The following is a 23,299-nucleotide window of genomic DNA, read 5'->3' as shown; positions in this document are numbered from 1 at the left end:
GAAAATATTTAATTAAATTCATTCTATATTTTTTTTCATGATTAAGATTTAATAAGAATGAAATAATAGTCGTTATTAAATAGGAAGTGATTTAATCTTACTCAATGTTCTCTTTGCTTGTTCTACTTTTTGTGGAAACAACTCTTTTCCTTTTAATTCTAAGGCAACTTTAGCTAGTCTTTCTTTAGTCGCTTTTGACATTGAAATAGCTTTTTGAGATTTACGTATTTGTTTTTCTTGTTCCATTTTTTTTCAAAAGTTAAATTTGAATAATGTATAAATTCATTAAACATTCAACTAGACAAAGATAATTCATTTTTTCTTATACACCAAAATTCCTATATATTCACTATTGGGAATATACTGCACAAAGTCAGGATTTTTTCCACTTGTGAAACCAAAAAAGATGTACTCTTTACTCAATTGAACGAAATTTTTGTCGACATAATATTTATATGCTTTTATTCTCCTGTTATGATTTTTACAAATTTCATCACATTTCTTTTTGCATTTAATTTCACATTTAGCTCTAAAGTCCTCTGCACTGTCGCTTCCTTGTACCCAAATTGCAGCTTCGTTATTAAGTGCGAAAAATTTTGGAATCGTATTTAATACTTTTCGCATGTCTCCATTATTACTATTAATGTCATCTATTAGCATGCCATTTTTTTCATTGAAATCTCCAAATCCTAAATTGTAAACTTTTCTACCTGAAATATTTCTAATAAAGCTATATTCTATGGCTTTCACGATAGTTCTCTCACCTTTACTTTCAAAAATAAATTGAGTGCTTAATGAATCTTTATTTAAAACTTGAAATTTGTATGCATGAATATTATTCAAGAGTTAGGTTTTATATTTAAGTTCTGATAAATTTAATGGTATAAACATATAAATATATGAAAACTGATTGATTGAACTTTAAAAAACACAATGAAAAATAAAAAAGCACCAAAATGATGAATAAAGGTGCTTTTCTGAAATTACCGTTGGTCAATTGATTAAATCCCTTTAAAATTATCTTCAATTTCGAAGTTACCAAATTGCTTGCTTTTAAAGTGGAAAATTCCCAATTCGTAATTTATAATCCGTAATTAATCTTGTAATCCAGCAATGTCAACTACTTCTTCCGTTTCTTTTGTATAATCTATTTCATCATAATTAAATCCGAAAAGATGAAAGAATTCATTTCTATATCCTTGTAAATCTCCAATGGACATTAAATTTTCAGTAGTAACTTTTTCCCAAAGTTCAGCTACTTTTTCTTGAATGTCAGCACGCATTTCTAAATCATCGATGCGTATTCTTCCTTCATTATCCGTTGGAACTTCATCCAAGAATAATCTTTCAGTGTACAATCTTTGTATTTGTTCAATACAACCTTCATGAACATTGTTGTCTTTCATAACTCGGTACAATAAAGACATGTACAAAGGGATAACAGGAATCGCAGAGCTAGATTGTGTTACAAGCGCTTTGTTAACAGAAATGTATGCTTTTCCGCTAATGTCTTTAAGTTTATCTGTAATCTTAAAAGCAGTTGCTTCTAAATGGTCTTTTGCTCTTCCAATTGTTCCGTTTCTGTAAACAGGTTCAGTTAATTTTGGTCCTATATATGAATAGGCAACAGTTTTAAAATCATCAGAAAGTAAATTCTCTTTTTTCAAAGCATCAATCCACATTTCCCAATCTTCACCACCCATTACAGCGACAGTATTTTCAATATCTCCCTCTACCGAAGGATCAATACTAATTTCTTTAACTTCTCCAGTATGGAAGTCTACCGTTTTATTTGTGTAGACATCACCAATTGGTTTTAGAGAAGATTTATATTTAACTCCCGTTACAGGATGAGTTCTAACTGGTGAAGCTAGACTATAAACAACCAAGTCAATTTGACCAAGGTCTTTCTTGATTAATGCAATTGTTTGCTCTTTAATTTCATTGGAAAAAGCATCACCATTAATACTTTTTGCATACAAACCAGCCTTATGCGCTGCTTTTTCGAAAGCTGCTGTGTTGTACCAACCAGAAGAAGCTGTTCTTCCTTCAGAAGGCGGCTTTTCAAAAAACACTCCAATAGTGGAAGCGTCTGAGCCAAAAGCACTCGTAATTCTTGAAGCTATACCAAATCCTGTTGAGGCACCTATTACTAAGACTTTTTTTGGACTATCGATTTTCCCTTTTGATTTTATATATTCAATCTGATTTAATACACCTTGCTCGCATCCTTCTGGGTGAGCTGTTGTACAGATAAATCCGCGAGTTCTTGGTTCAATTATCATATTTTATTGTTTTATAATATTATCAATGACCAGTTGTGAAAAACGTGTCAAGTTATTTAAGCACCTAATTTAATAAATTCTAGCCGAAGATAATCCAAGATTTGAAAATAATAGGGCTTCTATTGATTCTTAAATTAATGTATGCGATTATGGGATTGTCCTGGTATGGTTTTAAGAGAACTAGTCACGCTGCTTCCTTTTCAACCACTAATTAGTATATAAGATAGCAGTAAAGACCACGAAAGCAGTAACTCCTTATTTCAAACTTCCTAATCAATCCAGATTTCATCAACTATAATCACCTTATTAAGGAGGAATCCCACTTTATTTAAAATTATTTAAAAATAAAACACACTTTTAAATAGTTAATAATCAGTGTGTAGTGATTTAATTTCAATTTAATTACATTTTTTAAAATCCAAAACACAATCCAGTGCGTATGTCTCGGCAAACAATAACTAATTAATAAACGCAAAAAAATTAAACATGAAAAAATCATTCAAAACAATCGGATTAATTGCAGGATCAATATTCTTAATGAGTACAGCATCATTTGCACAAGAAACAGTTAAAGTTGGTGGAGAGGAAATGTTCCCAAAGAAAAACATTGTAGAAAATGCAGTAAATTCTAAAGATCACACAACATTAGTAGCAGCGGTTAAAGCAGCAGATTTAGTAGCGACTTTACAAACTGCAGGACCTTTCACAGTATTTGCACCAGTTAATGATGCATTCGAGAATTTACCAGAAGGAACAGTAGCATCTTTATTAGAGCCAGCAAACAAAAGTAAATTGGCAACAATTTTAACTTACCATGTAGTAGCTGGAAGTTATGATTTCGATGCAATCTCTGGATTAATTAAAAAAGGAAAAGGTTCAGCAAAATTAAAAACTGTAGCAGGCGGAACATTGACTGCACAAATGAACGGAAAGCACAACATTACACTTACAGATGAAAATGGAGGTGTAGCAAATATCACTACTTACGATGTTTACCAATCAAACGGTGTAATTCACGTAATTGACAAAGTAGTTTTACCAAAAATGTAATACAAGTTTGCCCAGAGCCGGTAAAAGGTATCGGCTCTTATAATTGAATAATTAAAATTTAACATGATGAAAAATTTACAAAAAATTGCAATAGCTGCAGTTCTAACACTTTCAACTTCAGCAATGAGTTTCGCTGCACACTTGGGTGATCAGCTTACTTTCTCAGCTAGAATGAACGGTCAACAAGAAGTGCCAGCAGTTACAACAACAGGACAAGGAGTTGCAACAATGGTTTTAAACGGAACAAGAGATACTTTATGTATTTCTATCTATACAGCAGGTTCACCAACAATGCTTAATGGAATTCATTTACACAGTGGTGCAGCAGGAACAAACGGAGCAGTAGTGGTTGATTTATCACCATTTTTAGTAAACGGTAACGTGAAAACAGTAATTACTGGTGCAGCATTAACATCTGCTTTAATTTCTGATATGATCACAGGTGACATTTATGTAAATGCACATACTGATGCTAATCCAAATGGTGAGATCAGAGGTCAAGTTAAATTGGAAAGTGATTTCCCATACCGTGCAGAATTAAATGGACTTAATGAAGTGCCATTGGTTGTTACAGCTGCAAGTGGATTAGGTGTTTTCAATCTTTCTTTAGACAAGAAAAAGTTGATGTATTGGATTACAGCTGATGGATTGAGTGGAACAATTGGAGGAGCACATTTACACGTAGGTGCTGCAGGTTCAAACGGAGCAGTAGTAGTTGATTTATCACCATCTATAATGGGTAATTCTATCATAGGAGTTGCAGATGTTTCAGCAATACCTGGTTTTGTTGCAAATTTAGAAGCAGATGATATCTATGTTAATATTCATACAGCTGCAAATCCAAATGGTGAAATTAGAGCTCAATTGAATTATGATAACCAAGTTGCTTTTGATGGTGCACTTTCAGGAATGCAAGAAGTACCAGCAGTTACAACAAATGCTACAGGAGTTGCACAGTTTTCTTTAAACAGTGATTTTACATCTATTGATTATTCTGTACAAGTTGAAGGTTTGTCAGGTGCAATCATGGGAGCGCATTTACATAATGAAGCAGCAGGAGCGAATGGTCCAGTTGTAGTTGACTTGTCAGGTGATGTAACTGGAAACAGAATTTCAGGAACAATCTCAGGAGCTGCTTTAACACAGTCTTTAATTATCGAATTATTGGAAAGTAATATCTACTTAAATGTACATACTGCAGCAAATCCAAATGGTGAAATTAGAGCTCAAATTAACCGTGTTGCTCGTGAGGGTTACTCTGTAAACTTAAGTGGTGATCAAGAAGTACCAGGTGTTTCAACTCCAGCTAGTGGAGGTGGTATCATTACTATTTCAAGAGAAAGAAACAATGCACACGTTATGTTAGTTGCTAAAGATCTTTCAGGACCAATCACAGCGTCTCATATTCACAATGCAGCAGCAGGAATGAATGGAGGAGTAGAATTTGATTTATCTGGTTTATTTGCAGGTACAAATTCTTATGATGGAGCTTACGGATACCTTACGGCTGACGATGCTTCACCAATGAACGCAGCAGCTGAAACGAAATTCAGAAACAACGAAATGTATGTTAACGTTCATACTGCAGACAATCCAAATGGTGAAGTTCGTGGTCAAGTGATGCGTGGTTCTGAGTGTATGCAAGTTACTTTGGGTCTTGATGATTCAAATGTAATTGAGGAAAACAATTTAACAGCTTACCCTAATCCAACTTCAGATATCATTACTTTATCATTCGAGAAATTTGAAGGTGAAATGACAGTACAGTTAGTTGATATTTTCGGAAAAATCATCCAAACTAAATCAGTTAATGCTAACAATACTACAATCGACATGTCTAAATTACCAAGTGGTGTTTATATGTTGAAAGCAGGTAGTCAAATTACAAGAGTAATTAAAAAATAAGATTATAATTATCTAATTAACTTTTTGCTTGGTTGATTAGTTCAAACCCTGCTCAGAACAGAAATGTTTTGAGCAGGGTTCTTTGGTTTTGAAAAGTTAAACCCTAATTTAAAATCACCTGCTTAGTCCCTACATTAGTCGTACTCTGAATTTTCAAAATGTAATGACCTCTAGGTAAATCAGAAACATTAATTGATTGCTCATTAATCTTAAATTCTCTGATCAATTGTCCTTGAGAAGAATATAAAGCAATAGATGTTAGATTACTCATTTCTTTTGTTGAAATATTAATCTGATTTTGAGCAGGATTTGGATAAATTCCAACTTCTAAAGCTTCGTTTTTATCAACTGAAACAATTACTGGATTCCCAATAAATCCTGGCATACTTGTGAATAAATCACCATACATTGTAAATAGTTTATTTCCTGAATTGAAGTAGAATGGGATATCTGAAATTGTTGCGTTAGTTGGCAGCCCTGAACCATCACCAACACTAAAACTTGGTGAAGCTGACATTGAACTGATAAATGGTGGTTCATCCACAAAATTCCCAGATTCAGGCAAAACAGAAGCGAAAATAAAATCATCAACTGCAAACATAGCTCCTATAAACGCATTGTTGTACGTGTATTGAGCTGCTGAATTTGTTAGAGTAAATGAGTTTCCGCCATCTGCTGAAAAGTAAATGTCTGTTCCTCCATTTGCTGGTGAATTCGAAACAAATAAACGGTCTAAGCCATTACTCGCCAATTTATTTCCTTGAAATCCTGTTGGCAATCCTGTTGGTGAAAGTTCTGACCATGATCCTCCATGATTCGTGCTTTTATACATTCTTCCTGCTCCAATTGCATACCAATTGTCATTCATTCCAATAACATCTGGAATCGTGTAATCAATAGTTGTAGCAATCCATGTACTTGTTCCCAGTTTTTTGTGATAAGCCTTTGTAGGATTGAAAGCCATTACATAATTGTTGCCCATGTAACGCACATTCATTGCCTCTTTTCCAGTATTTGGTAAGTTTTGTGGCAAACCAACTGTATCTACAGTCCAAGTTAATCCGTTGTTTAAACTATAACGAAGCTCATGGTCATAGTTGTTGAGTTTCATAGATGCATATAAATAATTATTGCAAGCTATCAATGCATAGTATGCTCCAGGAGGTGGCGTTATTGCGGGTGCTGTCCATGTTACTCCTCTATTTGGAGAATATACAAAAGTGAGGTCGCTTCCCACTGCATAAACATTGTCACCAATACTAGTAGCAGCAATAAGATAACTACTTCCTGATGCTGCTAATGCTCCTGTTGAAGTCCAGTTCTGACTAAAAGAAGTCGTCGCTAATGCGATAGATAAAAAAGTAAAAATTGTTTTCATGATAATTGATTTTAAAATTCATTGTAAAGTTATGCGAGTGATGCGCATCTTGAAATACGGCATTTGACTTATATTGATGATTTGGTCTGGTCATTTTAATATGTTGTGTTTCCGACGAGTCACTAAATACTTATGAAAACAAATCTTGTAGACCTTACGCTCATCAAACTCACTCTCCACTTCTCCAAATTTTCTTAAATAAATCTACCATAAGCTCATTTTTCGTAGTTTGCAAAAAAAAAATAAATACACTATGGGAATTCTTCCTGATCAATACGACAAATACGTTCGCTTTTTCAAATTCATGTTGAAATACTGGAACAGTGATGTTTTTTCATTTTCTGGCGATGAAATTCAATCAGCGGATAAAGAAAATATTGCTGATGAATTTGATCATACTCCTGAAGAATTAACGGAAGACTTAAAGAAAATGGGACCAACTTATGTGAAGTTGGGTCAGTTACTTTCTACACGACCAGATTTACTTCCTCCGCATTTTATGGAGGCTTTAGCAACATTGCAAGATGATGTCGATGAGGTAGAGTACGAAGTTGTAGAAGAAATTTTCAAGGAAGAAATAGGAGTTCGAATTTCAAAAGCGTTTTTGTCTTTCGATAAAGAGCCGCTGGCAAGTGCTTCAATCGGACAAGTGCATAAAGCGGTTACGCTATCGGGTCAAGTTGTGGCAGTTAAAATTCAACGTCCTGGAATACGTAAGCGATTTATTGAAGATTTAGATACCTTAATGGAGTTGTCTAAAAAGGCTGAAAGTATAAGTAAAGTTGCTAGAAGTTACAGCCTTCACACAGTAATTGAAGAATTGCGTTATATTTTATTGAAGGAATTAGATTATAATTTAGAAGCGCAAAACCTGCTTACTTTAAAAACAAATTTAAAGTCTTTCCATCATTTATTTATTCCAGCACCAGTATTGGATTATTGCTCTTCAAGAGTATTAACGATGGATTTTGTAGAAGGAAACAAAATTACAAAGGTTTCGCCGTTAAAAATTATGGATCTCGACATGGTGCCTTTAATTGATGATTTGATCAAAGGATATCTGAATCAAATAATTATTGATGGTTTCGCTCATGCTGACCCACATCCAGGAAATGTTTACTTAACACCAGACAATAAAATTGCTTTAATGGATGCCGGAATGGTAGCCAAGTTCAGCAATCAAATGCAAGAAACGATTCTTAAATTAATGATAGGATTAAGTAATTACGACAGTTCTCGTGTGACTGATCTTTTACTTTCTATTAGTGAATATGATGATAAAGATGTCGATTTAGCACTATTTACAAAGAATATTGAAAGAAAAATTCAAGAAAGTCAAAATCAAAAAGCGAAAGATTTACAGACGGGGAGAACCCTTATTGAAATCAATCAAATGGCGGCAAAACAGAACATTCATATTCCTGTAGACTTGAATGTACTAGGGAAAATATTGTTGAATATGGATCAAATTGTTGCTACACTCACACCTGAGTATGACATGCAGAAAACGGTGAAAGAGTATGCTAAACATTTGATGCAAAAGCGCATGAAAGAGGACCTGAAGCCGGGAAACTTGATGGAATTGTTCTTAGAAATGAAAGATTTGACGGAGAGTTTGCCTTATCGAATCAATAAATTCACAGAAAACTTAGCCGAAAATAAAATAAGAATTAAAGTAGATACGATTGATGAAGACCGATTTACAGGAGCATTTCAAAAAGTAGCCAATCGAATTACAGCAGGATTAATTATCGCTGCGTTAATCATAGGAGCTGCAATGTTAGTTCAAATTCCGAGTTCATTCACCGTTTTTGGATATCCAGCGTTTGCTTTTGTATTGTTCATTATTGCCGCTTTGATTGGAATGTATTTATTGTATCAAATTTTATTTGTTGATGAAAGTAAAAAGCAAAAGTAAGTGAGGTTTGAATTTTACTTAGGTAAAATTCAAAACCAATGAAATACTGTGTAATTTCAGACCTTTTAAAGATGGATTGCCATTTATATTCAGCAGACCATAGGAATATCTCAGTTCAGGTGCGAAAATAAAATTTTTCACTTTGTTTTCTAATCCTATTCCGAAATCTAGCGCAATATCGTAACTGGTTTTATAAGCTGTGTTTATAGTTGGATTTCTAGAAAGCGGTAATTTTAAATTTGGGCCAACAAAAATATAAGGTATGTGCTTCTTGCCTGTGATCTTGTATTTGAAATGTGTCATTACATTCAAACTTATTGGAAGAATTTTGTAGGAATAACTTGAACCGTTGCTATTGTTTCTAAATTCCATGCTGCTATTGTGAATTGCCAATTCTGTTTTTGGAGAAATAATAAAATTATCAGTAACTGAATAATCCATGAGTACTCCTAAATTGTATCCAATTCCATTTGAGATTTCATAATTAGCGGTTGGTGTGTTTACCGGTTTGATCATTGAATAATTAGCGCCAAGATTAAATCCAAATCTAAATTTACTTTCTTCTGAATTACTTTCCGATTGTGCTTTTAAACTCAAAGAACAGAAGATCAAAACTGTAAATAAAATTATTGTTTTCATTTCTCAAAAATTAATTGATATAAGTTACTCTTCCTTAGTTATCTGTTATTCAGTGCAAACGGAGTTTCTATTAAATTATTGTAAAAGCAAGTTATCGAAATGGTTTATTTATTTTACCCATTTGTAACCAAATCATTTTATCGTTAGTCTTATTAGTGAGACAAAATTCGTATTAACTTTAAATTAAAAAAGATGAATGATATTTTTGGAAGCGTAATAGCTATTGTTGCAATTCTTTCTACCATTGCTTTACCAATTGGATTAGGAGTTTATTTTGCTTTGCGCACAGCAAACCATAAACACAAAGAACGAATGGAAATGATCAATCAGGGTTTGATGCCTCCGAGCGATGATAAAGAAATCCCAAATCGTTTGAAAACATTGAAAAATGCTGTTTTGTTAATTGGAGTAGGTGTTGGGGTTGGAATTGGTATCTTGATCGTCAAAATTTTAAATTTACGTGAAGACGAAGGTTTTTGGGTAATTGCACCAATAGTGCTGCTATTCTTAGGGATTTCACATTTAATCTATTTCTTTATGTCAAAGAACCACAATGAAAACGAAGTAGATTAATGTTGAATGAAAAGCAAATAATAAAGCAAGTTTTAAAGGGAGATTCATCTTCCTTTGACTTTTTTGTTGATCAATACCAAGATATGGCGTTGACGATTGCTTTTCGTATTTTGAATAATAGACAAGAAGCAGAAGATGTTGTTCAGAATGCTTTTGTAAAAGCCTATTATAACATGCATACTTATAGTTCAAAAAGTAAATTTTCAACTTGGTTTTATCGAATCGTTTACAATACGGCAATAACAACATTCAATAAGGTTAAGAAAAGGGGGGAAGCTGATTATATTGAAAACCTCACTGAAGATTCACAAAAGATAGTTTTTGAATCCAACGAAAATAGTGAACTTCAAGAACGAAAAGAATCTGTAAATAAAGCGGTTGAGAGATTACCAAAAAACGAGGCAATCGTTGTAACTTTATATTATTTAGAGGAATATTCAGTGAGCGAAATAGCTGAAATTATGACTTTGACCAAAAGTAATGTCAAAATCATACTTTTTAGAGCGCGAAAAAAATTACATGACATTTTAAAATAATTATCATGGAAGATAAAGAATTAAAAGAATTGATGCTGGCATCAAAACTAAAGGCCAGCGAGAATTTAAAGGACAGAATTATACATCAAATTAATGCTGAAAAAGGGTTGATTCCAAAAAGCCATAAAGTAAAAACTTCTAATGGCAGTTACTTCTACATTTTGAGAGTAATGTATTTATTCTTATTGATTTTGGCAGCTTATTTCTATTTTCAAACCGATGGAAATCCATTTCAATCGCAAACTTTTGTTATTTCTACATTGTTTATCGCCAGTACTTTTAGTTTGTATTGGTTTGTAAATGTTTATGTAGATTATAGAAAAACCAAGGTGTGAAAATGGGAGGGTTTGTTGAATCTTTATTCGAATAAAAATTTAATACTGAAAAGGACGATTTGTAAAATGGACGAACATTATGGCTTTGATAAATGTTTGTTTTTTTGAATCATTGAATTTTTGAATCCTTAACCAAATAATCATTGAATAATGTAAAGGACGTTTGCAAAACGTCCCTACATTGTAACTTCGTTAAATGTTTTTTCTTTTGAATCCTTGAATCAAATAATACATTAATGATAAAAGGGACGTTTTTCAAAACGTCCCTTCATTGTACCTCCGTAAAATGTTTATCCTTTTAAATCCTTAAACAAATGTTTAACAAATTCTGAAAATACCTCTTTGTGTTTTTCTAAATCCATATTTCCAGACAGCGATGCCCTAACAATATAATCTTTATCTCCTTCTTTGGTTGTTCCTTGCGTTGATGTTGCTGGAATTGTCCAATAACATCCTTTCAACTGACCATAACTTACACAGAATTTACTTTCATTAGGAATTTCTGTAATCATCATGTTGATTAACTTCAAATTCAATGCTCTTTTATACGCTTCTTTTTCTTCTGCATTATTTCCTTTTGTTGGAAGATCTAATGAGAAAACTGAAGGTGTAAATTCATGCTCTGCTAATTCTTCCGAAACAAAATTTATTTTTGCGCTTGGCAGAACATCGTGTATAAATGTCACGAATTCACGTGTGTTTTTATAAGCATCAATAATTCGTTGATTCATTGAAGGCAATTGCTTCGCTAAAATCTCATATTGAAGATGTGTCGCTTCGTTATCGCAAAGTTCCAGATGCAATTCAATTTTATCCATCAAAGTTTGCGTCATGTCATTTCCAACACAATAACCAGCAGTACATTTTCCACCACTAGGAAATTTCGATCCACTCGCATAAGAAATTGTTCTCACGGTTGATAGAATTTCTCCTTCGCCTAAGAAATGAACGTTTGGACAAAATGTTTGATCTAAAATGAAAACTGGATCAATAGCGATTTCACCATTTGCAGTTTTGCGCTCTTTACTTAAAGCAGCTTTCAAAGCTTCCAAATTAGGAACCTCAACTCTAGGATTCGTTGGGATTTCAGCAATTATATATGGAATAGCGTCTTCATTAGCGATTTTCGTAAGCACAGTATCAATACTCTGAACCATGTCATTTTCACCATCTACAGGTAAATCTACAACTTCCACGTTGTCGTTACATGCCGCAACACGTCTGGCTTGATCATTCGTTCCACCATAACAATTTGGAGGAACAATAAATTTAATTTCTTTTCCTTTGTGATTTTCCAATGCATCATCAATAAGTCCCATCATAATTGCATATTGCATGGACAGTCCACTTGACGCAACTAATGGTTTTATTGTTGTTCCAGTAATCTCATTGAATGATTTTAAAACGCTTGATTTATTTTGAGCAAGATTTTCGTCAAAATTCCCTTCAAAATCAATTGCAGAATCTTCAATAAATGATTTTAAAGCAACGTGAGAATTTTCTGGCGTCATTGCAATAGTTTCTCTTCTTCTTACATGCTGAATATCCGAAATGTAGCTTTCGTTTTGTTCACCATTCACAATCAAAACACTTCCTAATTGAGCATGTAAATTGATATAGAAATCTACATTTTTAGAAAGATCAGTATTTCCAATTTTATCTTCATGAGAAATAAAAATTGTAGTTCCATCATACTCAGAAATATCTTCTGCTTTCTCTACCTTCTTTAAATCGAAGTTATATTCATAAACTTCACGAATTTTATCAGCATCAAAATGAGCTGGTAATTCTCCAGTATAAGCAATCTGAGTTTTCTTATTCTTTAATGCATTTGTTCTTAAAATAGCTAAAACAGGAACTGTCTTAGAGGAGAAACTGATTACATTTTCTGAATTTATGTTGTATAAATTCGCAATTCCCCATTCCAAAATACAAGATAAAGGATGACCTAAACGAATATAATCATAAGCAGTAGGCAGTTTTTTTAGTACTGATAAATCAGAATTATTGTCGTTAAACAAATCTTCTAACTCATTTAGAAACTGAGTTTTTGCTAACTTTTCGTCATAAATATCTAAACGATGTGTTGTGAGTGTCAACCAATCACTTGGCATATTTTCCAGTACATCTTTAATATAATTTCGCATTTTATTTGCCTCCATAATTTTCAACTTTTAATAGGCATGCAAGGTACGGTTTTTTTAATGATTAATGTTTAAGGTTTAATGTTTAATGTGTGTTTGCGCTGGACAGACTTTTAATTATTAATGTTTAAGGTTTAACGGGTTTTGCGCTGGACGGACTTTTAATGATTAATGTTTAACGATTTTTGCGCTGGACGGTTTTTTAATAGTAGTGGTTTATTAGTAAACTCAATTTCTACACAGTAGAAATTCAATATCCAACCACGTTAACAATTAATAATTAACCATTAAACATTGCTTTTCCTTTCCGTTAACCATTAATAATTAACCATTAAACATTAGTCTTCTCTGCCACTCCAAACAATATATACCGCTTGCTTTTAGGAACAACTTTCGTAACAACATTATCGAGTTTACTCAAGAAGTTTCTTTGGCTTTCTGATCTTCCGAATGTTCCGAAAAAGCCTACGGTTTTGAACTTTACTTTATCAAATGAGCTAAAAACATGTTTGATTTCGTCGTGTTTTAAATAGTTCCATCTTTCTCCCCATTTAATAAACGTCTTTCTAAAACCTTTATGGATAAACGATGATTCAAGATTTTCGGCAAACAATAACTTACCGTTTGGTTTTAAGGATTTATAAATTTGGTCTATCATCTGTTTTTTTAAATGATCTTGACCGTTTCCACTAATTCCACCCATTATAGATTTAAAAACCACAATATCAAACGCGTTTTCATAAGGAATATCAGTGGCGCAAATACTTTGATATTCTATTTTATCGGTGCAATTGTATTTGGTGTGTAATTTTTCAGCAATTTCTTCTGGAGATTCTAAGTCCGAACAGATAACAGAATTGTTATTCATAGCAAGCCACAGAGATAATCCACCTCGTCTTCCACCAAGTTCCAAACATTTAAAGTTTTTATCTTTAATGTCAATTTCCTTCGTCCAAAAGTCTAATGCTTTTGACCAATTTAAAATATCCCATTCAAATATATCTTGTGTTAGTTCGTCCATAGTCGTGTAAAAATAATCTCTAAAGTTAAATATTTAAAGCAAATTGTGGATGATTCTAGAGTCGACTAAAAATGATGATTTTTGTTGTCCCGATAAATCTCAGAAATAAATAATTTAATTCTAGCCATTGTACAATGCAATGGATGAAAGTACCCTACTTGTGCAGATTGAAGTCGAAGTAGATAAACACGGATTTTTTTATCTCTAAAAATAATTGCCATCAACATTTCAATTATTTAGAAAGCGACAGTTTCTGAATCTTTGAATTTTTCAAACTTTAAATCCTTAAAATCCCAAAACTCACTAAATTGTCCCACTACTAACGAATTCATAACGCTCCAAGTCTTACCGTTAACCATTAATAATTTAACATTAATAATTATTAAGTCGTTTCGCCAACCAAAACCCCATGCTAAAACTTCCTTGCAATAAATAACCGCCAGTAGGAGCGTACCAGTCTAACATTTCTCCGATTACATAAGAATTTGGAATTTTCTTGAGTTGTAAGTTTTCATCAACTTCTTCCAAATCGACACCTCCTAAAGTAGAAATTGCTTTATCTATTTCATCCGCTGATTTAATAACAATTGGAACAGATTTAATGATTTTGGCTAATAAATCCGGATTTGAAAAGGTTTCTTTACTCGAAAATTGCTTTAAAAGTCCAATGGCTGTTCTGTCAATTTTTAAATCTTTATTCAGAATATCAGTTACTTTCGATTGTTTTGAATTCTTGTATTTGGATTTAATCTGATCAATTGTTAAAGTCGGTTTTAAGTCTAAATAAATCGTTATAGTTTCATCAATGAGCAATTTATCTTGAATTTTTTGACTCAAAGCATAAATTGCATTTCCCTCTAATCCAAATTCAGAGATTACCATTTCTCCTTTTGAAAAATTATTTTCGAATGCTAATGCAATGTTTTTTAATGGTTTTCCTTCATGAGTGGAAATGAAATTTTTGTCCCAATCGACTTCAAAAGCGCAATTGGCTGCTCTGAAAGGATTGATTTTTATATTTCGTTCTTCAAATAGGTTTTTCCATTCTCCATCAGAGCCTGTCACTTTCCAACTTGCTCCACCCAATGCAAAAACAACGATGTCAGATTCAATAATTTCGCCTTCTTCAAAGTATAAATCCCCATTTTTATTCCAACCCGACCATTCTGAGGAGAATCTAAACGTTATATCTTTTGCTGATATATATTCTACAATTTTATTGAGTACTTCGATGGGCTTGATTCCCATTTCTGGAAAAACCCGATTACTTGAACCAATAAATGTTGGGATTTCATGATTGTTTAGCCAATTGATTAAATCTACGTTACTAAACTGACGCAAACTATTCTCCATAAACTCACTCGGAAAATATTGATTGATGAGTTCTTCTAGAGGAGAATCAAATGTCAAATTCAAACCACCTTCACCAGCAACTAAAAATTTCCGACCCAAAGATTTTTTCTTTTCACAAAGTGTTACTTTATATTTCTTTGTGTCTATTTCTGCTGCGAGCATAAGTGCTGCTGCGCCTCCTCCTATAATTGTTAATTTTTTCATCTAAAAAATGAGTGGTATTTTTAACGTTTGATCCCAAAGTTCTCGTGTGGAAATGTGAGTTGGATTTGTCTAAATTTAGTTAATCGTTGTGCATGAATTGGCTGAATTATAAATCAATGAGGATTATTCAAAATAAATTCCTTCAGTGGCAAATGAAAAAGATTTACTTCCTAAACCACCAATCATGATAGCTTGAAATAATGGATTCAGTTTTTTACTTCCATACCATTCAATTACGAAATTTGCACCAGAACCTCCAGTGTCATCTTTCTCGTCAACGACATATTCAATAGTCTCAAATGTGTTGAGATAAATAGGCGATTCCAAATATTTCTTCACCAATTTACCTTCTGTATTGTGGTAATCTATTCTTGTAATAAATAAAGTATCTGTTTCACTTGTGTTGTGAATACTCAAAGTTGAAGTCAATGAAGTCCTGTCGTTACGTGTACTTTGATAAATATTTGAATAAACAGGAACATAAACTTTCTTCGTTTGATGCAGACTATCTGATGAAGTAGCTAAGTTTTTAATAGCATGATCCTCAACAAGAATTTGCGTTTCGCTGTTGGGAACGTGATTTTCACAGCTTAAAAGCGCTAATAATGGAATAGAAAGTAAGAGTTTGAAATATTTCATGTTTTATATAGATTGTCGAACAGTATGTTTTGTCTAATCAAATATACAAAAGATTAGATTAGGAAATAACTTCAATTATGGAATGTAGAAAACAATTACACTTGATCCATTTTCATGTTCCAATTTATTTGAAATTTTCTGGTTTCTTAAATCCTTGGATATATGGAAGCAAAAGCTTTCCGAAATGAATCAATTCTTTTTCTGAATTGTTAGGGCCAATTATCTGAATTCCTATTGGAAGCCCATCTTTTGTTTGTCCCAATGGAGCAATTAGAGCAGGGAATCCCAATACATTTGCAATATATACGAAAGGAAGACACATGTCCCAGTAATTGATTTCTCGTCCATCAACTTGAATAGGTTTTCCAGTTCGACAATGTTCAAATGCAGGACCAACCGCAATTGGACTTAGTATAAAAGAATAGTTTTTAAAGAACTCTTGAAATACTTCAATATTCTCTTGTCTTAATGATGTGAATTTCTCCAGTTTTTTAGGGTTGTTTCCCAATATTCCATTAGAAATATGTTGACCTTTTCCACGGGCTGAGTAGCCATAAGTAAATTGAAACCTAGCGATTTTTTGAATAATAAAAGGCAAATCTTGCCCTAAGAGATAACCCAATATATTTGCCCAATTTTCTTCTGCTTCCTTATAATTAATTATCGGTAAAGTTTTTTCTATATGCTTAACTTGACCCGATAAATCATTTACTAGTTGATTTAATAAAGTAATTGTTTCCTCACCTGCTTTTATATCGTTCATCGAATCTGTCCATGCTAAACTATAATCGGATAGAACTTTATTTTCAAAAGCTAAGTACTTTGGTTTGTCTTTATTTGATTCATTTCCTTCTTTTTTAATAATGTCAAAAACCAATTCTAGGTCATCTAAACTTCTGGAAATTGGTCCAAATACTGCCATTTTTTGAAAAGCACCTTTAGATTTTGGAAGTGGTGGAACATGTCCTTTTTCTGAAACAGCACCATCGGTTGTCTTCAAACTATAAACTCCGCAAAAGTGAGCGGGTATTCTCACCGAACCTCCCATATCACTGCCAACTTCAACACCACTTAATCCAGAAGCAACTGCGCTTGCTCCACCACCTGTACTTCCGCCGGTAGTTCGTGTTAAATCAAATGGATTGTTCGCTCTCGGATATAATGGTCCGTGGGTTTGGTGGTCGGTAAGTAATGTTGGAATGTTGGTTTTACCAAGAATTATAGCTCCTTCATTATATAGTAAATTGACTATGTCTGAATGTTCCAGCGCAATATTGTTTTTTAACTGCTTGAAATTAACAGTCGTTTTATAGCCTTTTATATTGAAAGCCTCTTTTACAGTAATTGGAACACCATGAAGCTTTCCGAGAGATTTGCCTTGTGCTAAAGCAACATCTGCAGCTTTAGCGCGTTCAAGAGCATCTTTTTCCATATCAATAACGATAGCATTCAATTGAGGATTAAATCGTTTTATTCTTTCAATATAGATACCCGTAATAAACTCAGATGTTATTTCTTTGTTTCTGATGCGTTTTGCAATTTCAGTTACAGTTAAAAATGCTAAATCGGAATTCTTATTATGTTTTGATGTCATTACTTATGTTCTTATTAACCTTCTTAAGACTTTGTTTTTTATACTTTCTTCAGCGCTAAGAAATATATTCGGAAACGCTATTAATTAAATCTGTAAGTTACATCTTAGAATTAAATATCGTGGGTTCTTATGAAATATTCTTTAGAACGCTCACCAAATATCTAAAACCAAAAAATCCTTCATAGTAGTATGAAGGATTTAATAAAACCAATAATTTACTACTCACTTTTTGATTTTCTTTTTTTTGGTGCGTTATTAAACTCTGCTTCCGAAATAAATCCATCTTTATCTGTGTCGATTTCCGAGAAGTTATTTTTAAGTGGTCCTTTTACTTCCGACTCTGCAATTTTACCATCCTTATTACTGTCCATTTTTTCTACTAATTGCGCAAAAGTTGGACGTTCTTTCTGCTGAGGTTGTGCATTTGAAAAAGTTACGAATCCAATGCAAAATACCATTGCTACGAAACCAAATTTTAAATTTTCATTTTTCATTTCTGCTGTTTTTAATGTTCACTATAATAACTTGATTTAAGTGTGTAAGTTGTATTGTAAGTAGAGTTTTCAGTGAACAGTGGGAGATTTTCAACGAATAGGGATTTTTGTGTTTAGTTTGAATCCCAAGAATCTACAATAAGTAAAAAGGTGTTTCTTAATCTCTTCAATTTCGAAGTCAAGCCAAAACTTCCAATAATAAAAAAACTCCACAATTTACTTGTGAAGCTTCTTTATTACATTTTCAACCTACCACTAACTAACCTACCACTAATCTTTCAAAATCTTAATGACTTTACTTTCGTTTATTGTCACAAAATAAGTTCCTTTCGAAAAGCTGGACATATCTAATTGTACAGCTTCTGCATTATTATATTCGTTTGTAAATAATACTCTTCCTAACATTGAAACCACTTTAATTGAATTGATGTTTCCTGCTGGATTTTCAATTGTTAAAACTGACCTTGTTGGATTTGGATAATATTTTAAATCCATTTCTTGATTATAATCAGCAACTGATACTTTAGTAACTTGATGAGAATATACATTTGTGAGGGATCTCAATTTTATTACAACGAATATTATTAAATTGAATCAGGATATCTAAATGGGTAAACTTGTTGAATTATTTGTAAGAGAATTCATTTCAATATGATTCACAGTGATTTGCAAAAAAAAAAAAGATAGGTTTTGCTAAAAAAATACAAAAAAATAGCGTTTTTATTTTTAAATTTGAGCAACTATAAACTTAAATTCATTTTATGAAACTAATTATAAAATCATTGGCCCTTTGTGTATTAGCATTTGGGGTAAACGCACAAACAGGAAATGAAACGCTCGGCGCAGGTTCTGGGTCATCCATAACTACTGGAGATTTTAATACCGCACTGGGTGATTCTTCAATGCCAAATCTAACTTCCGGATCTCACAATACAGCCATTGGTTGGAAATCTGGGTATAATTTGACAACTAGTAGGGAAGGAGTTTATATTGGTTACCAAGCTGGATACTCAGATGACGATGGATTTGACAACACAATGATTGGTTTTCGAGCTGGTTTTTACAATACCGGAAGTGAAAATACATTTATTGGTAACGGAGCTGGTTTCAGGAATTCCAATGGAGTAGATAATACTTTTATTGGAGATGAAGCTGGTTCTTGTGTTACTTCTGGTAGTGATAACACCTATATAGGACATAAAGCAGGACCTGGTTTTTCTACTACTACATTAACAACAGCAACTAATTATATAATAATTCCTGCGACAGGATCAGATAATACCGCTGTAGGATCTGAATCGGGTAGAGGTTTGACAACCGGTTTTCGAAATGCATTTTTTGGATCAGATGCAGGTCGCGATAATACAACTGGATTTTGGAATACATTTGTCGGTGATTCAGCTGGTGTAGATAATTCTTCAGGGTTTAAAAATACTTTTATAGGACAAGGTGCTGGGTCTGCTACCGAGTTTGCTAGCAACAATACTTTTATTGGATACAAAGCAGGTGGAGACAATAACAGAACAAATAATAGCAGCATCAATAATGCCCAGAGAAATACTTACGTGGGAACACAGGCAGGCTCTATTAATCGAGAAGGTTCTGATAACGTTGGTTTAGGTACTTTCGCAAATTTTAGTGGTCTTAATTACTCCCGAAGTATTTTTATCGGAAGCGGTGGTGAAGGTTTTGACAACACAGGATGGTATCGTGGATTCGGAATGGTTAGGGCTAGCGATGTGATTGTAATGGGGTACAAAGCGCAAAATTCAGGACAATTTGGAATTGCAATAGGAAATAATATTTTTCAAAGAGGAATATATTCAGTTGCACTTGGTCAGGATTTAATTACAACCAATGAAGGAGATTATGGTGTGTCTATTGGAGCAAAAAGTTATCTTTCAGATATATACAGTGTTGGAGTAGGATATAATGATTCGATTAAAGGAAAGAGATCAATCGGAATAGGCGCTTTTTCAGTTGTATCTTCAGATTCAGCAATAGCGATTGGTGCTAATACTAATGTTTCAGGTTCAAATTCTGTTGCAATTGGAAATGGTGCAACAACTTCCCAGAATAACAGTATGGTTTTAGGTGGTTCAACTGCAGCAAACAGAATGTCAGTTGGAATTGGTACTTCTACTCCTAACAACAAAGCTTCTTTAACACTTGAAGATGCTGATAAAGGATTCATGATTAATAAAATGACAACCACTCAAAGAACTACTTTTGGAGGAACTCTTGCTGCTAGTGAACAAGGAATGGTTGTTTATGATACTGATCTTAACGCTTTGTATTCTTGGAATGGAACAGCTTGGAATTCAAACTCTAATACAGATGAACAAACTTTAGCTTTGACTGGAACATCTCTTCAAATATCTAATGGGAATTCAATTAATCTTTCAGGTCTTGATACTGATACACAGTTGTCAGAAGCACAAGTTGATGGTTTTGTAGCGAACAATGGTTACTTAACTTCATTTTCAGAAGTTGATGGAAGTATTACCAATGAGATTCAGGATATTTCATTGACTGGAACTAACTTAGCATTAACGAACGGTTCAACAGTAGATCTTTCAGGAATCAACACAAACACACAATTGTCAGAAGCGCAAGTTGATGGTTTTGTATCCAACAATGGTTTCCTTACTTCATTCACAGAAGTTGATGGAAGTATTACCAATGAGATTCAAGATATTTCATTGACTGGAACAGATTTAGCATTGACTAGTGGGTCAACAATTGATCTTTCGGGAATCAATACGGATACTCAATTAACAGAAGCGCAAGTTGATGGTTTTGTAGCGAACAATGGTTACTTAACTTCATTTTCAGAAGTTGATGGAAGTATTACCAATGAGATTCAAGATATTTCATTGACTGGAACTAACTTAGCATTAACGAACGGTTCAACAGTAGATCTTTCAGGAATCAACACAAACACACAATTGTCAGAAGCGCAAGTTGATGGTTTTGTATCCAACAATGGTTTCCTTACTTCATTCACAGAAGTTGATGGAAGTATTACCAATGAGATTCAAGATATTTCATTGACTGGAACAGATTTAGCATTGACTAGTGGGTCAACAATTGATCTTTCGGGAATCAATACGGATACTCAATTAACAGAAGCGCAAGTTGATGGTTTTGTAGCGAACAATGGTTACTTAACTTCATTTTCAGAAGTTGATGGAAGTATTACCAATGAGATTCAAGATATTTCATTAACGGGAACTAACTTAGCATTAACGAACGGATCAACAGTAGATCTTTCGGGAATCAACACAAATACTCAATTGTCAGAAGCGCAAGTAGATGGTTTTGTAGCCAACAACGGTTACTTAACGACATTCACAGAGGTTGATGGAAGTGTTACCAATGAGATTCAAGATATTTCATTGACTGGAACAGATTTAGCATTAACAAGTGGTTCAACAATTGATCTTTCGGGAATCAATACAGATACACAATTATCAGAAGCGCAAGTTGACAATTTTGTAGCCAACAACGGTTACTTAACTTCATTCACAGAAGTAGATGGAAGTGTTACAAATGAGATTCAAGATATTTCATTGACTGGAACAGATTTAGCATTAACAAACGGTTCAACAATTGATCTTTCGGGAATCAATACAGATACTCAATTAACAGAAGCGCAAGTTGACGGATTTGTATCCAACAATGGTTTCCTTACTTCATTCACAGAAGTCGATGGAAGTGTTACCAATGAGATTCAAGATATTTCATTAACAGGAACAGATTTAGCATTGACAAGTGGTTCAACGATTGACCTTTCGGGAATCAATACAGATACTCAATTAACAGAAGCGCAAGTAGATGGTTTTGTAGCGAATAATGGTTTCCTTACTTCATTCACAGAAGTTGATGGAAGTATTACCAATGAGATTCAAGATATTTCATTAACAGGAACAGATTTAGCATTGACAAGTGGTTCAACGATTGACCTTTCAAGTATCAACACTGATACACAATTAACAGAAGCGCAAGTAGATGGTTTTGTAGCGAATAATGGTTTCCTTACTTCATTCACAGAAGTTGATGGAAGTATTACCAATGAGATTCAAGATATTTCATTAACAGGAACAGATTTAGCATTGACAAGTGGTTCAACGATTGACCTTTCAAGTATCAACACTGATACACAATTAACAGAAGCGCAAGTAGATGGTTTTGTAGCGAATAATGGTTTCCTTACTTCATTCACAGAAGTTGATGGAAGTATTACCAATGAGATTCAAGATATTTCATTAACAGGAACAGATTTAGCATTGACAAGTGGTTCAACGATTGACCTTTCGGGAATCAATACAGATACTCAATTAACAGAAGTTCAAGTTGACAATTTTGTAGCCAACAACGGTTACTTAACGACATTCACAGAGGTTGATGGAAGTGTTACCAATGAGATTCAAGATATTTCATTGACTGGAACAGATTTAGCATTAACAAGTGGTTCAACAATTGATCTTTCGGGAATCAATACAGATACTCAATTAACAGAAGCGCAAGTTGACGGATTTGTATCCAACAATGGTTTCCTTACTTCATTCACAGAAGTCGATGGAAGTGTTACCAATGAGATTCAAGATATTTCATTGACTGGAACAGATTTAGCATTAACAAGTGGTTCAACAATTGATCTTTCGGGAATCAATACAGATACTGATGAGCAAGATTTAACTTCTGCTACTTTATCAGGAACGAATCTAAAGATTGAAATTGAAAACGGATCGTCAGTTACAGTCGATTTAGCTCCATTACTGCAAGGTTTACAAAATCAAATTAATGACCTTCAATCGCGAGTGGATATAATTGAAGATTGTGCTTGTGATGGTACATTAGGTTTTACTGATGTTGAAATTGAATTTGAAAAGCCAATTTTATATCAAAACATTCCAAATCCTTTCAATAATACTTCTTCTATAAAGTATTACATTCCAAGTTGGGCAACATCTGCAAATCTTGTAGTTTCGGATGGAATGGGTAAAATAGTTTCAAACTTACCTATTGAAGAAGTTGGAGATTATGGTTCTAGTTATGTAAATGCTGAAGATTTAAATACAGGGATATATTATTATTCTCTTTATGTTGATCAGACATTGGCTGATACTAAGAAAATGACAATACATTAGAATATTCGAAAATTGATTTTATAGAAAAGTCTCACCTTGTATGGTGAGACTTTTTTTGGTCTTGTTTAGACGAGAAGT

Annotated in this window: 19 protein-coding genes; 7 read left to right on the top strand and 12 right to left on the bottom strand. The window is 33.3% G+C overall.

The window, feature by feature from the left end; all coding sequences use genetic code 11:
* Positions 1–75: 75 nt before the first annotated feature.
* The 3 genes from ERX46_RS17520 to fabV all read right to left on the bottom strand — a co-directional run bounded on the left by ERX46_RS17520 (position 76) and on the right by fabV (position 2,285).
* Positions 76–246, bottom strand: a complete 171-nt coding sequence (locus ERX46_RS17520) for a hypothetical protein (RefSeq protein ID WP_165366225.1) — start codon at positions 244–246, stop codon at positions 76–78.
* 66 nt (positions 247–312) lie between these two features.
* The gene (locus tag ERX46_RS12140; RefSeq protein WP_242494574.1) at positions 313–843 is read right to left on the bottom strand and encodes a DUF6934 family protein; all 531 of its coding nucleotides are present in this window, start codon (positions 841–843) and stop codon (positions 313–315) included.
* Between the two features lie 251 nt (positions 844–1,094).
* On the bottom strand, positions 1,095–2,285 hold the full coding sequence (gene fabV / locus ERX46_RS12135) for an enoyl-ACP reductase FabV (protein ID WP_130094144.1): 1,191 nt from the start codon (positions 2,283–2,285) through the stop codon (positions 1,095–1,097).
* 486 nt (positions 2,286–2,771) lie between these two features.
* Between fabV and ERX46_RS12130 the strand changes: the two genes are divergently transcribed.
* Positions 2,772–3,335 (top strand): fasciclin domain-containing protein, encoded by a 564-nt coding sequence (locus ERX46_RS12130; protein ID WP_130094143.1) that lies wholly within the window; start codon positions 2,772–2,774, stop codon positions 3,333–3,335.
* A 66-nt stretch (positions 3,336–3,401) separates the two neighbouring features.
* Positions 3,402–5,240, top strand: coding sequence for a CHRD domain-containing protein (locus ERX46_RS12125; protein ID WP_165366224.1), 1,839 nt, complete (start codon positions 3,402–3,404; stop codon positions 5,238–5,240).
* Positions 5,241–5,343: 103 nt separating this feature from the next.
* Here the strand turns inward: ERX46_RS12125 and ERX46_RS12120 are convergent, their stop codons facing one another.
* Positions 5,344–6,618 carry a T9SS type A sorting domain-containing protein gene (locus ERX46_RS12120; protein WP_130094141.1) on the bottom strand — a complete coding sequence of 425 codons (1,275 nt, stop codon included), beginning with the start codon at positions 6,616–6,618 and terminating at the stop codon, positions 5,344–5,346.
* 253 nt (positions 6,619–6,871) lie between these two features.
* Here ERX46_RS12120 and ERX46_RS12115 point away from each other — a divergent pair, with 253 nt between their 5' ends.
* Positions 6,872–8,536 (top strand): ABC1 kinase family protein, encoded by a 1,665-nt coding sequence (locus ERX46_RS12115; RefSeq protein ID WP_130094140.1) that lies wholly within the window; start codon positions 6,872–6,874, stop codon positions 8,534–8,536.
* Between the two features lie 18 nt (positions 8,537–8,554).
* Here ERX46_RS12115 and ERX46_RS12110 read toward each other — a convergent pair whose 3' ends face one another.
* Complete coding sequence (locus tag ERX46_RS12110) at positions 8,555–9,175, bottom strand: porin family protein (RefSeq protein ID WP_130094139.1); 621 nt, start codon at positions 9,173–9,175, stop codon at positions 8,555–8,557.
* Between the two features lie 192 nt (positions 9,176–9,367).
* Between ERX46_RS12110 and ERX46_RS12105 the strand changes: the two genes are divergently transcribed.
* The 3 genes from ERX46_RS12105 to ERX46_RS12095 are packed head-to-tail and all read left to right on the top strand — an operon-like array spanning position 9,368 to position 10,619.
* On the top strand, positions 9,368–9,748 hold the full coding sequence (locus tag ERX46_RS12105) for a DUF6249 domain-containing protein (protein WP_130094138.1): 381 nt from the start codon (positions 9,368–9,370) through the stop codon (positions 9,746–9,748).
* Positions 9,748–10,284 (top strand): RNA polymerase sigma factor, encoded by a 537-nt coding sequence (locus tag ERX46_RS12100; protein ID WP_207214167.1) that lies wholly within the window; start codon positions 9,748–9,750, stop codon positions 10,282–10,284. The genes ERX46_RS12105 and ERX46_RS12100 overlap by 1 nt, the downstream gene beginning before the upstream one ends.
* Positions 10,285–10,289: 5 nt before the next feature.
* On the top strand, positions 10,290–10,619 hold the full coding sequence (locus ERX46_RS12095; protein WP_130094137.1) for a hypothetical protein: 330 nt from the start codon (positions 10,290–10,292) through the stop codon (positions 10,617–10,619).
* Between the two features lie 290 nt (positions 10,620–10,909).
* On the opposite strand, the gene ERX46_RS12090 is transcribed toward ERX46_RS12095, so the two are convergent.
* The 7 genes from ERX46_RS12090 to ERX46_RS12060 form a co-directional block, all read right to left on the bottom strand.
* The gene (locus ERX46_RS12090; RefSeq protein WP_130094136.1) at positions 10,910–12,781 is read right to left on the bottom strand and encodes a PLP-dependent aminotransferase family protein; all 1,872 of its coding nucleotides are present in this window, start codon (positions 12,779–12,781) and stop codon (positions 10,910–10,912) included.
* 313 nt (positions 12,782–13,094) lie between these two features.
* Positions 13,095–13,784: a class I SAM-dependent methyltransferase gene (locus ERX46_RS12085; protein WP_130094135.1), complete on the bottom strand. Its 690-nt coding sequence runs from the start codon at positions 13,782–13,784 to the stop codon at positions 13,095–13,097.
* Between the two features lie 372 nt (positions 13,785–14,156).
* Positions 14,157–15,341: a BaiN/RdsA family NAD(P)/FAD-dependent oxidoreductase gene (locus ERX46_RS12080; RefSeq protein WP_130094134.1), complete on the bottom strand. Its 1,185-nt coding sequence runs from the start codon at positions 15,339–15,341 to the stop codon at positions 14,157–14,159.
* A 123-nt stretch (positions 15,342–15,464) separates the two neighbouring features.
* Positions 15,465–15,980: a DUF3124 domain-containing protein gene (locus tag ERX46_RS12075; protein WP_130094133.1), complete on the bottom strand. Its 516-nt coding sequence runs from the start codon at positions 15,978–15,980 to the stop codon at positions 15,465–15,467.
* 124 nt (positions 15,981–16,104) lie between these two features.
* Positions 16,105–17,574 carry an amidase family protein gene (locus ERX46_RS12070; RefSeq protein WP_130094132.1) on the bottom strand — a complete coding sequence of 490 codons (1,470 nt, stop codon included), beginning with the start codon at positions 17,572–17,574 and terminating at the stop codon, positions 16,105–16,107.
* 218 nt (positions 17,575–17,792) lie between these two features.
* A complete protein-coding gene (locus ERX46_RS12065) occupies positions 17,793–18,068 on the bottom strand; it encodes an EF-hand domain-containing protein (protein WP_130094131.1) in 276 nt (91 codons plus the stop codon).
* Between the two features lie 270 nt (positions 18,069–18,338).
* Positions 18,339–18,632, bottom strand: a complete 294-nt coding sequence (locus ERX46_RS12060) for a T9SS type A sorting domain-containing protein (protein ID WP_130094130.1) — start codon at positions 18,630–18,632, stop codon at positions 18,339–18,341.
* Positions 18,633–18,829: 197 nt separating this feature from the next.
* Here ERX46_RS12060 and ERX46_RS12055 point away from each other — a divergent pair, with 197 nt between their 5' ends.
* Positions 18,830–23,221: a beta strand repeat-containing protein gene (locus ERX46_RS12055; protein ID WP_130094129.1), complete on the top strand. Its 4,392-nt coding sequence runs from the start codon at positions 18,830–18,832 to the stop codon at positions 23,219–23,221.
* The last annotated feature ends 78 nt before the right edge of the window (positions 23,222–23,299 follow it).

It is taken from the genome of Brumimicrobium glaciale, assembly GCF_004152935.1.
Classification (GTDB): Bacteria; Bacteroidota; Bacteroidia; order Flavobacteriales_D; family Crocinitomicaceae; genus Brumimicrobium; species Brumimicrobium glaciale.
This window is presented reverse-complemented; position numbering and strand designations above follow the sequence as displayed.

Bases quoted from the DNA above. Each gene is read 5' to 3' on its own strand.
- ERX46_RS17520 (WP_165366225.1), bottom strand. From the start codon at position 246: ATGGAACAAGAAAAACAAATACGTAAATCTCAAAAAGCTATTTCAATG.
- fabV (WP_130094144.1), bottom strand. From the start codon at position 2,285: ATGATAATTGAACCAAGAACTCGCGGATTTATCTGTACAACAGCTCAC.
- ERX46_RS12130 (WP_130094143.1), top strand. From the start codon at position 2,772: ATGAAAAAATCATTCAAAACAATCGGATTAATTGCAGGATCAATATTC.
- ERX46_RS12125 (WP_165366224.1), top strand. From the start codon at position 3,402: ATGAAAAATTTACAAAAAATTGCAATAGCTGCAGTTCTAACACTTTCA.
- ERX46_RS12120 (WP_130094141.1), bottom strand. From the start codon at position 6,618: ATGAAAACAATTTTTACTTTTTTATCTATCGCATTAGCGACGACTTCT.
- ERX46_RS12115 (WP_130094140.1), top strand. From the start codon at position 6,872: ATGGGAATTCTTCCTGATCAATACGACAAATACGTTCGCTTTTTCAAA.
- ERX46_RS12110 (WP_130094139.1), bottom strand. From the start codon at position 9,175: ATGAAAACAATAATTTTATTTACAGTTTTGATCTTCTGTTCTTTGAGT.
- ERX46_RS12105 (WP_130094138.1), top strand. From the start codon at position 9,368: ATGAATGATATTTTTGGAAGCGTAATAGCTATTGTTGCAATTCTTTCT.
- ERX46_RS12100 (WP_207214167.1), top strand. From the start codon at position 9,748: ATGTTGAATGAAAAGCAAATAATAAAGCAAGTTTTAAAGGGAGATTCA.
- ERX46_RS12095 (WP_130094137.1), top strand. From the start codon at position 10,290: ATGGAAGATAAAGAATTAAAAGAATTGATGCTGGCATCAAAACTAAAG.
- ERX46_RS12090 (WP_130094136.1), bottom strand. From the start codon at position 12,781: ATGGAGGCAAATAAAATGCGAAATTATATTAAAGATGTACTGGAAAAT.
- ERX46_RS12085 (WP_130094135.1), bottom strand. From the start codon at position 13,784: ATGGACGAACTAACACAAGATATATTTGAATGGGATATTTTAAATTGG.
- ERX46_RS12080 (WP_130094134.1), bottom strand. From the start codon at position 15,341: ATGAAAAAATTAACAATTATAGGAGGAGGCGCAGCAGCACTTATGCTC.
- ERX46_RS12075 (WP_130094133.1), bottom strand. From the start codon at position 15,980: ATGAAATATTTCAAACTCTTACTTTCTATTCCATTATTAGCGCTTTTA.
- ERX46_RS12070 (WP_130094132.1), bottom strand. From the start codon at position 17,574: ATGACATCAAAACATAATAAGAATTCCGATTTAGCATTTTTAACTGTA.
- ERX46_RS12065 (WP_130094131.1), bottom strand. From the start codon at position 18,068: ATGAAAAATGAAAATTTAAAATTTGGTTTCGTAGCAATGGTATTTTGC.
- ERX46_RS12055 (WP_130094129.1), top strand. From the start codon at position 18,830: ATGAAACTAATTATAAAATCATTGGCCCTTTGTGTATTAGCATTTGGG.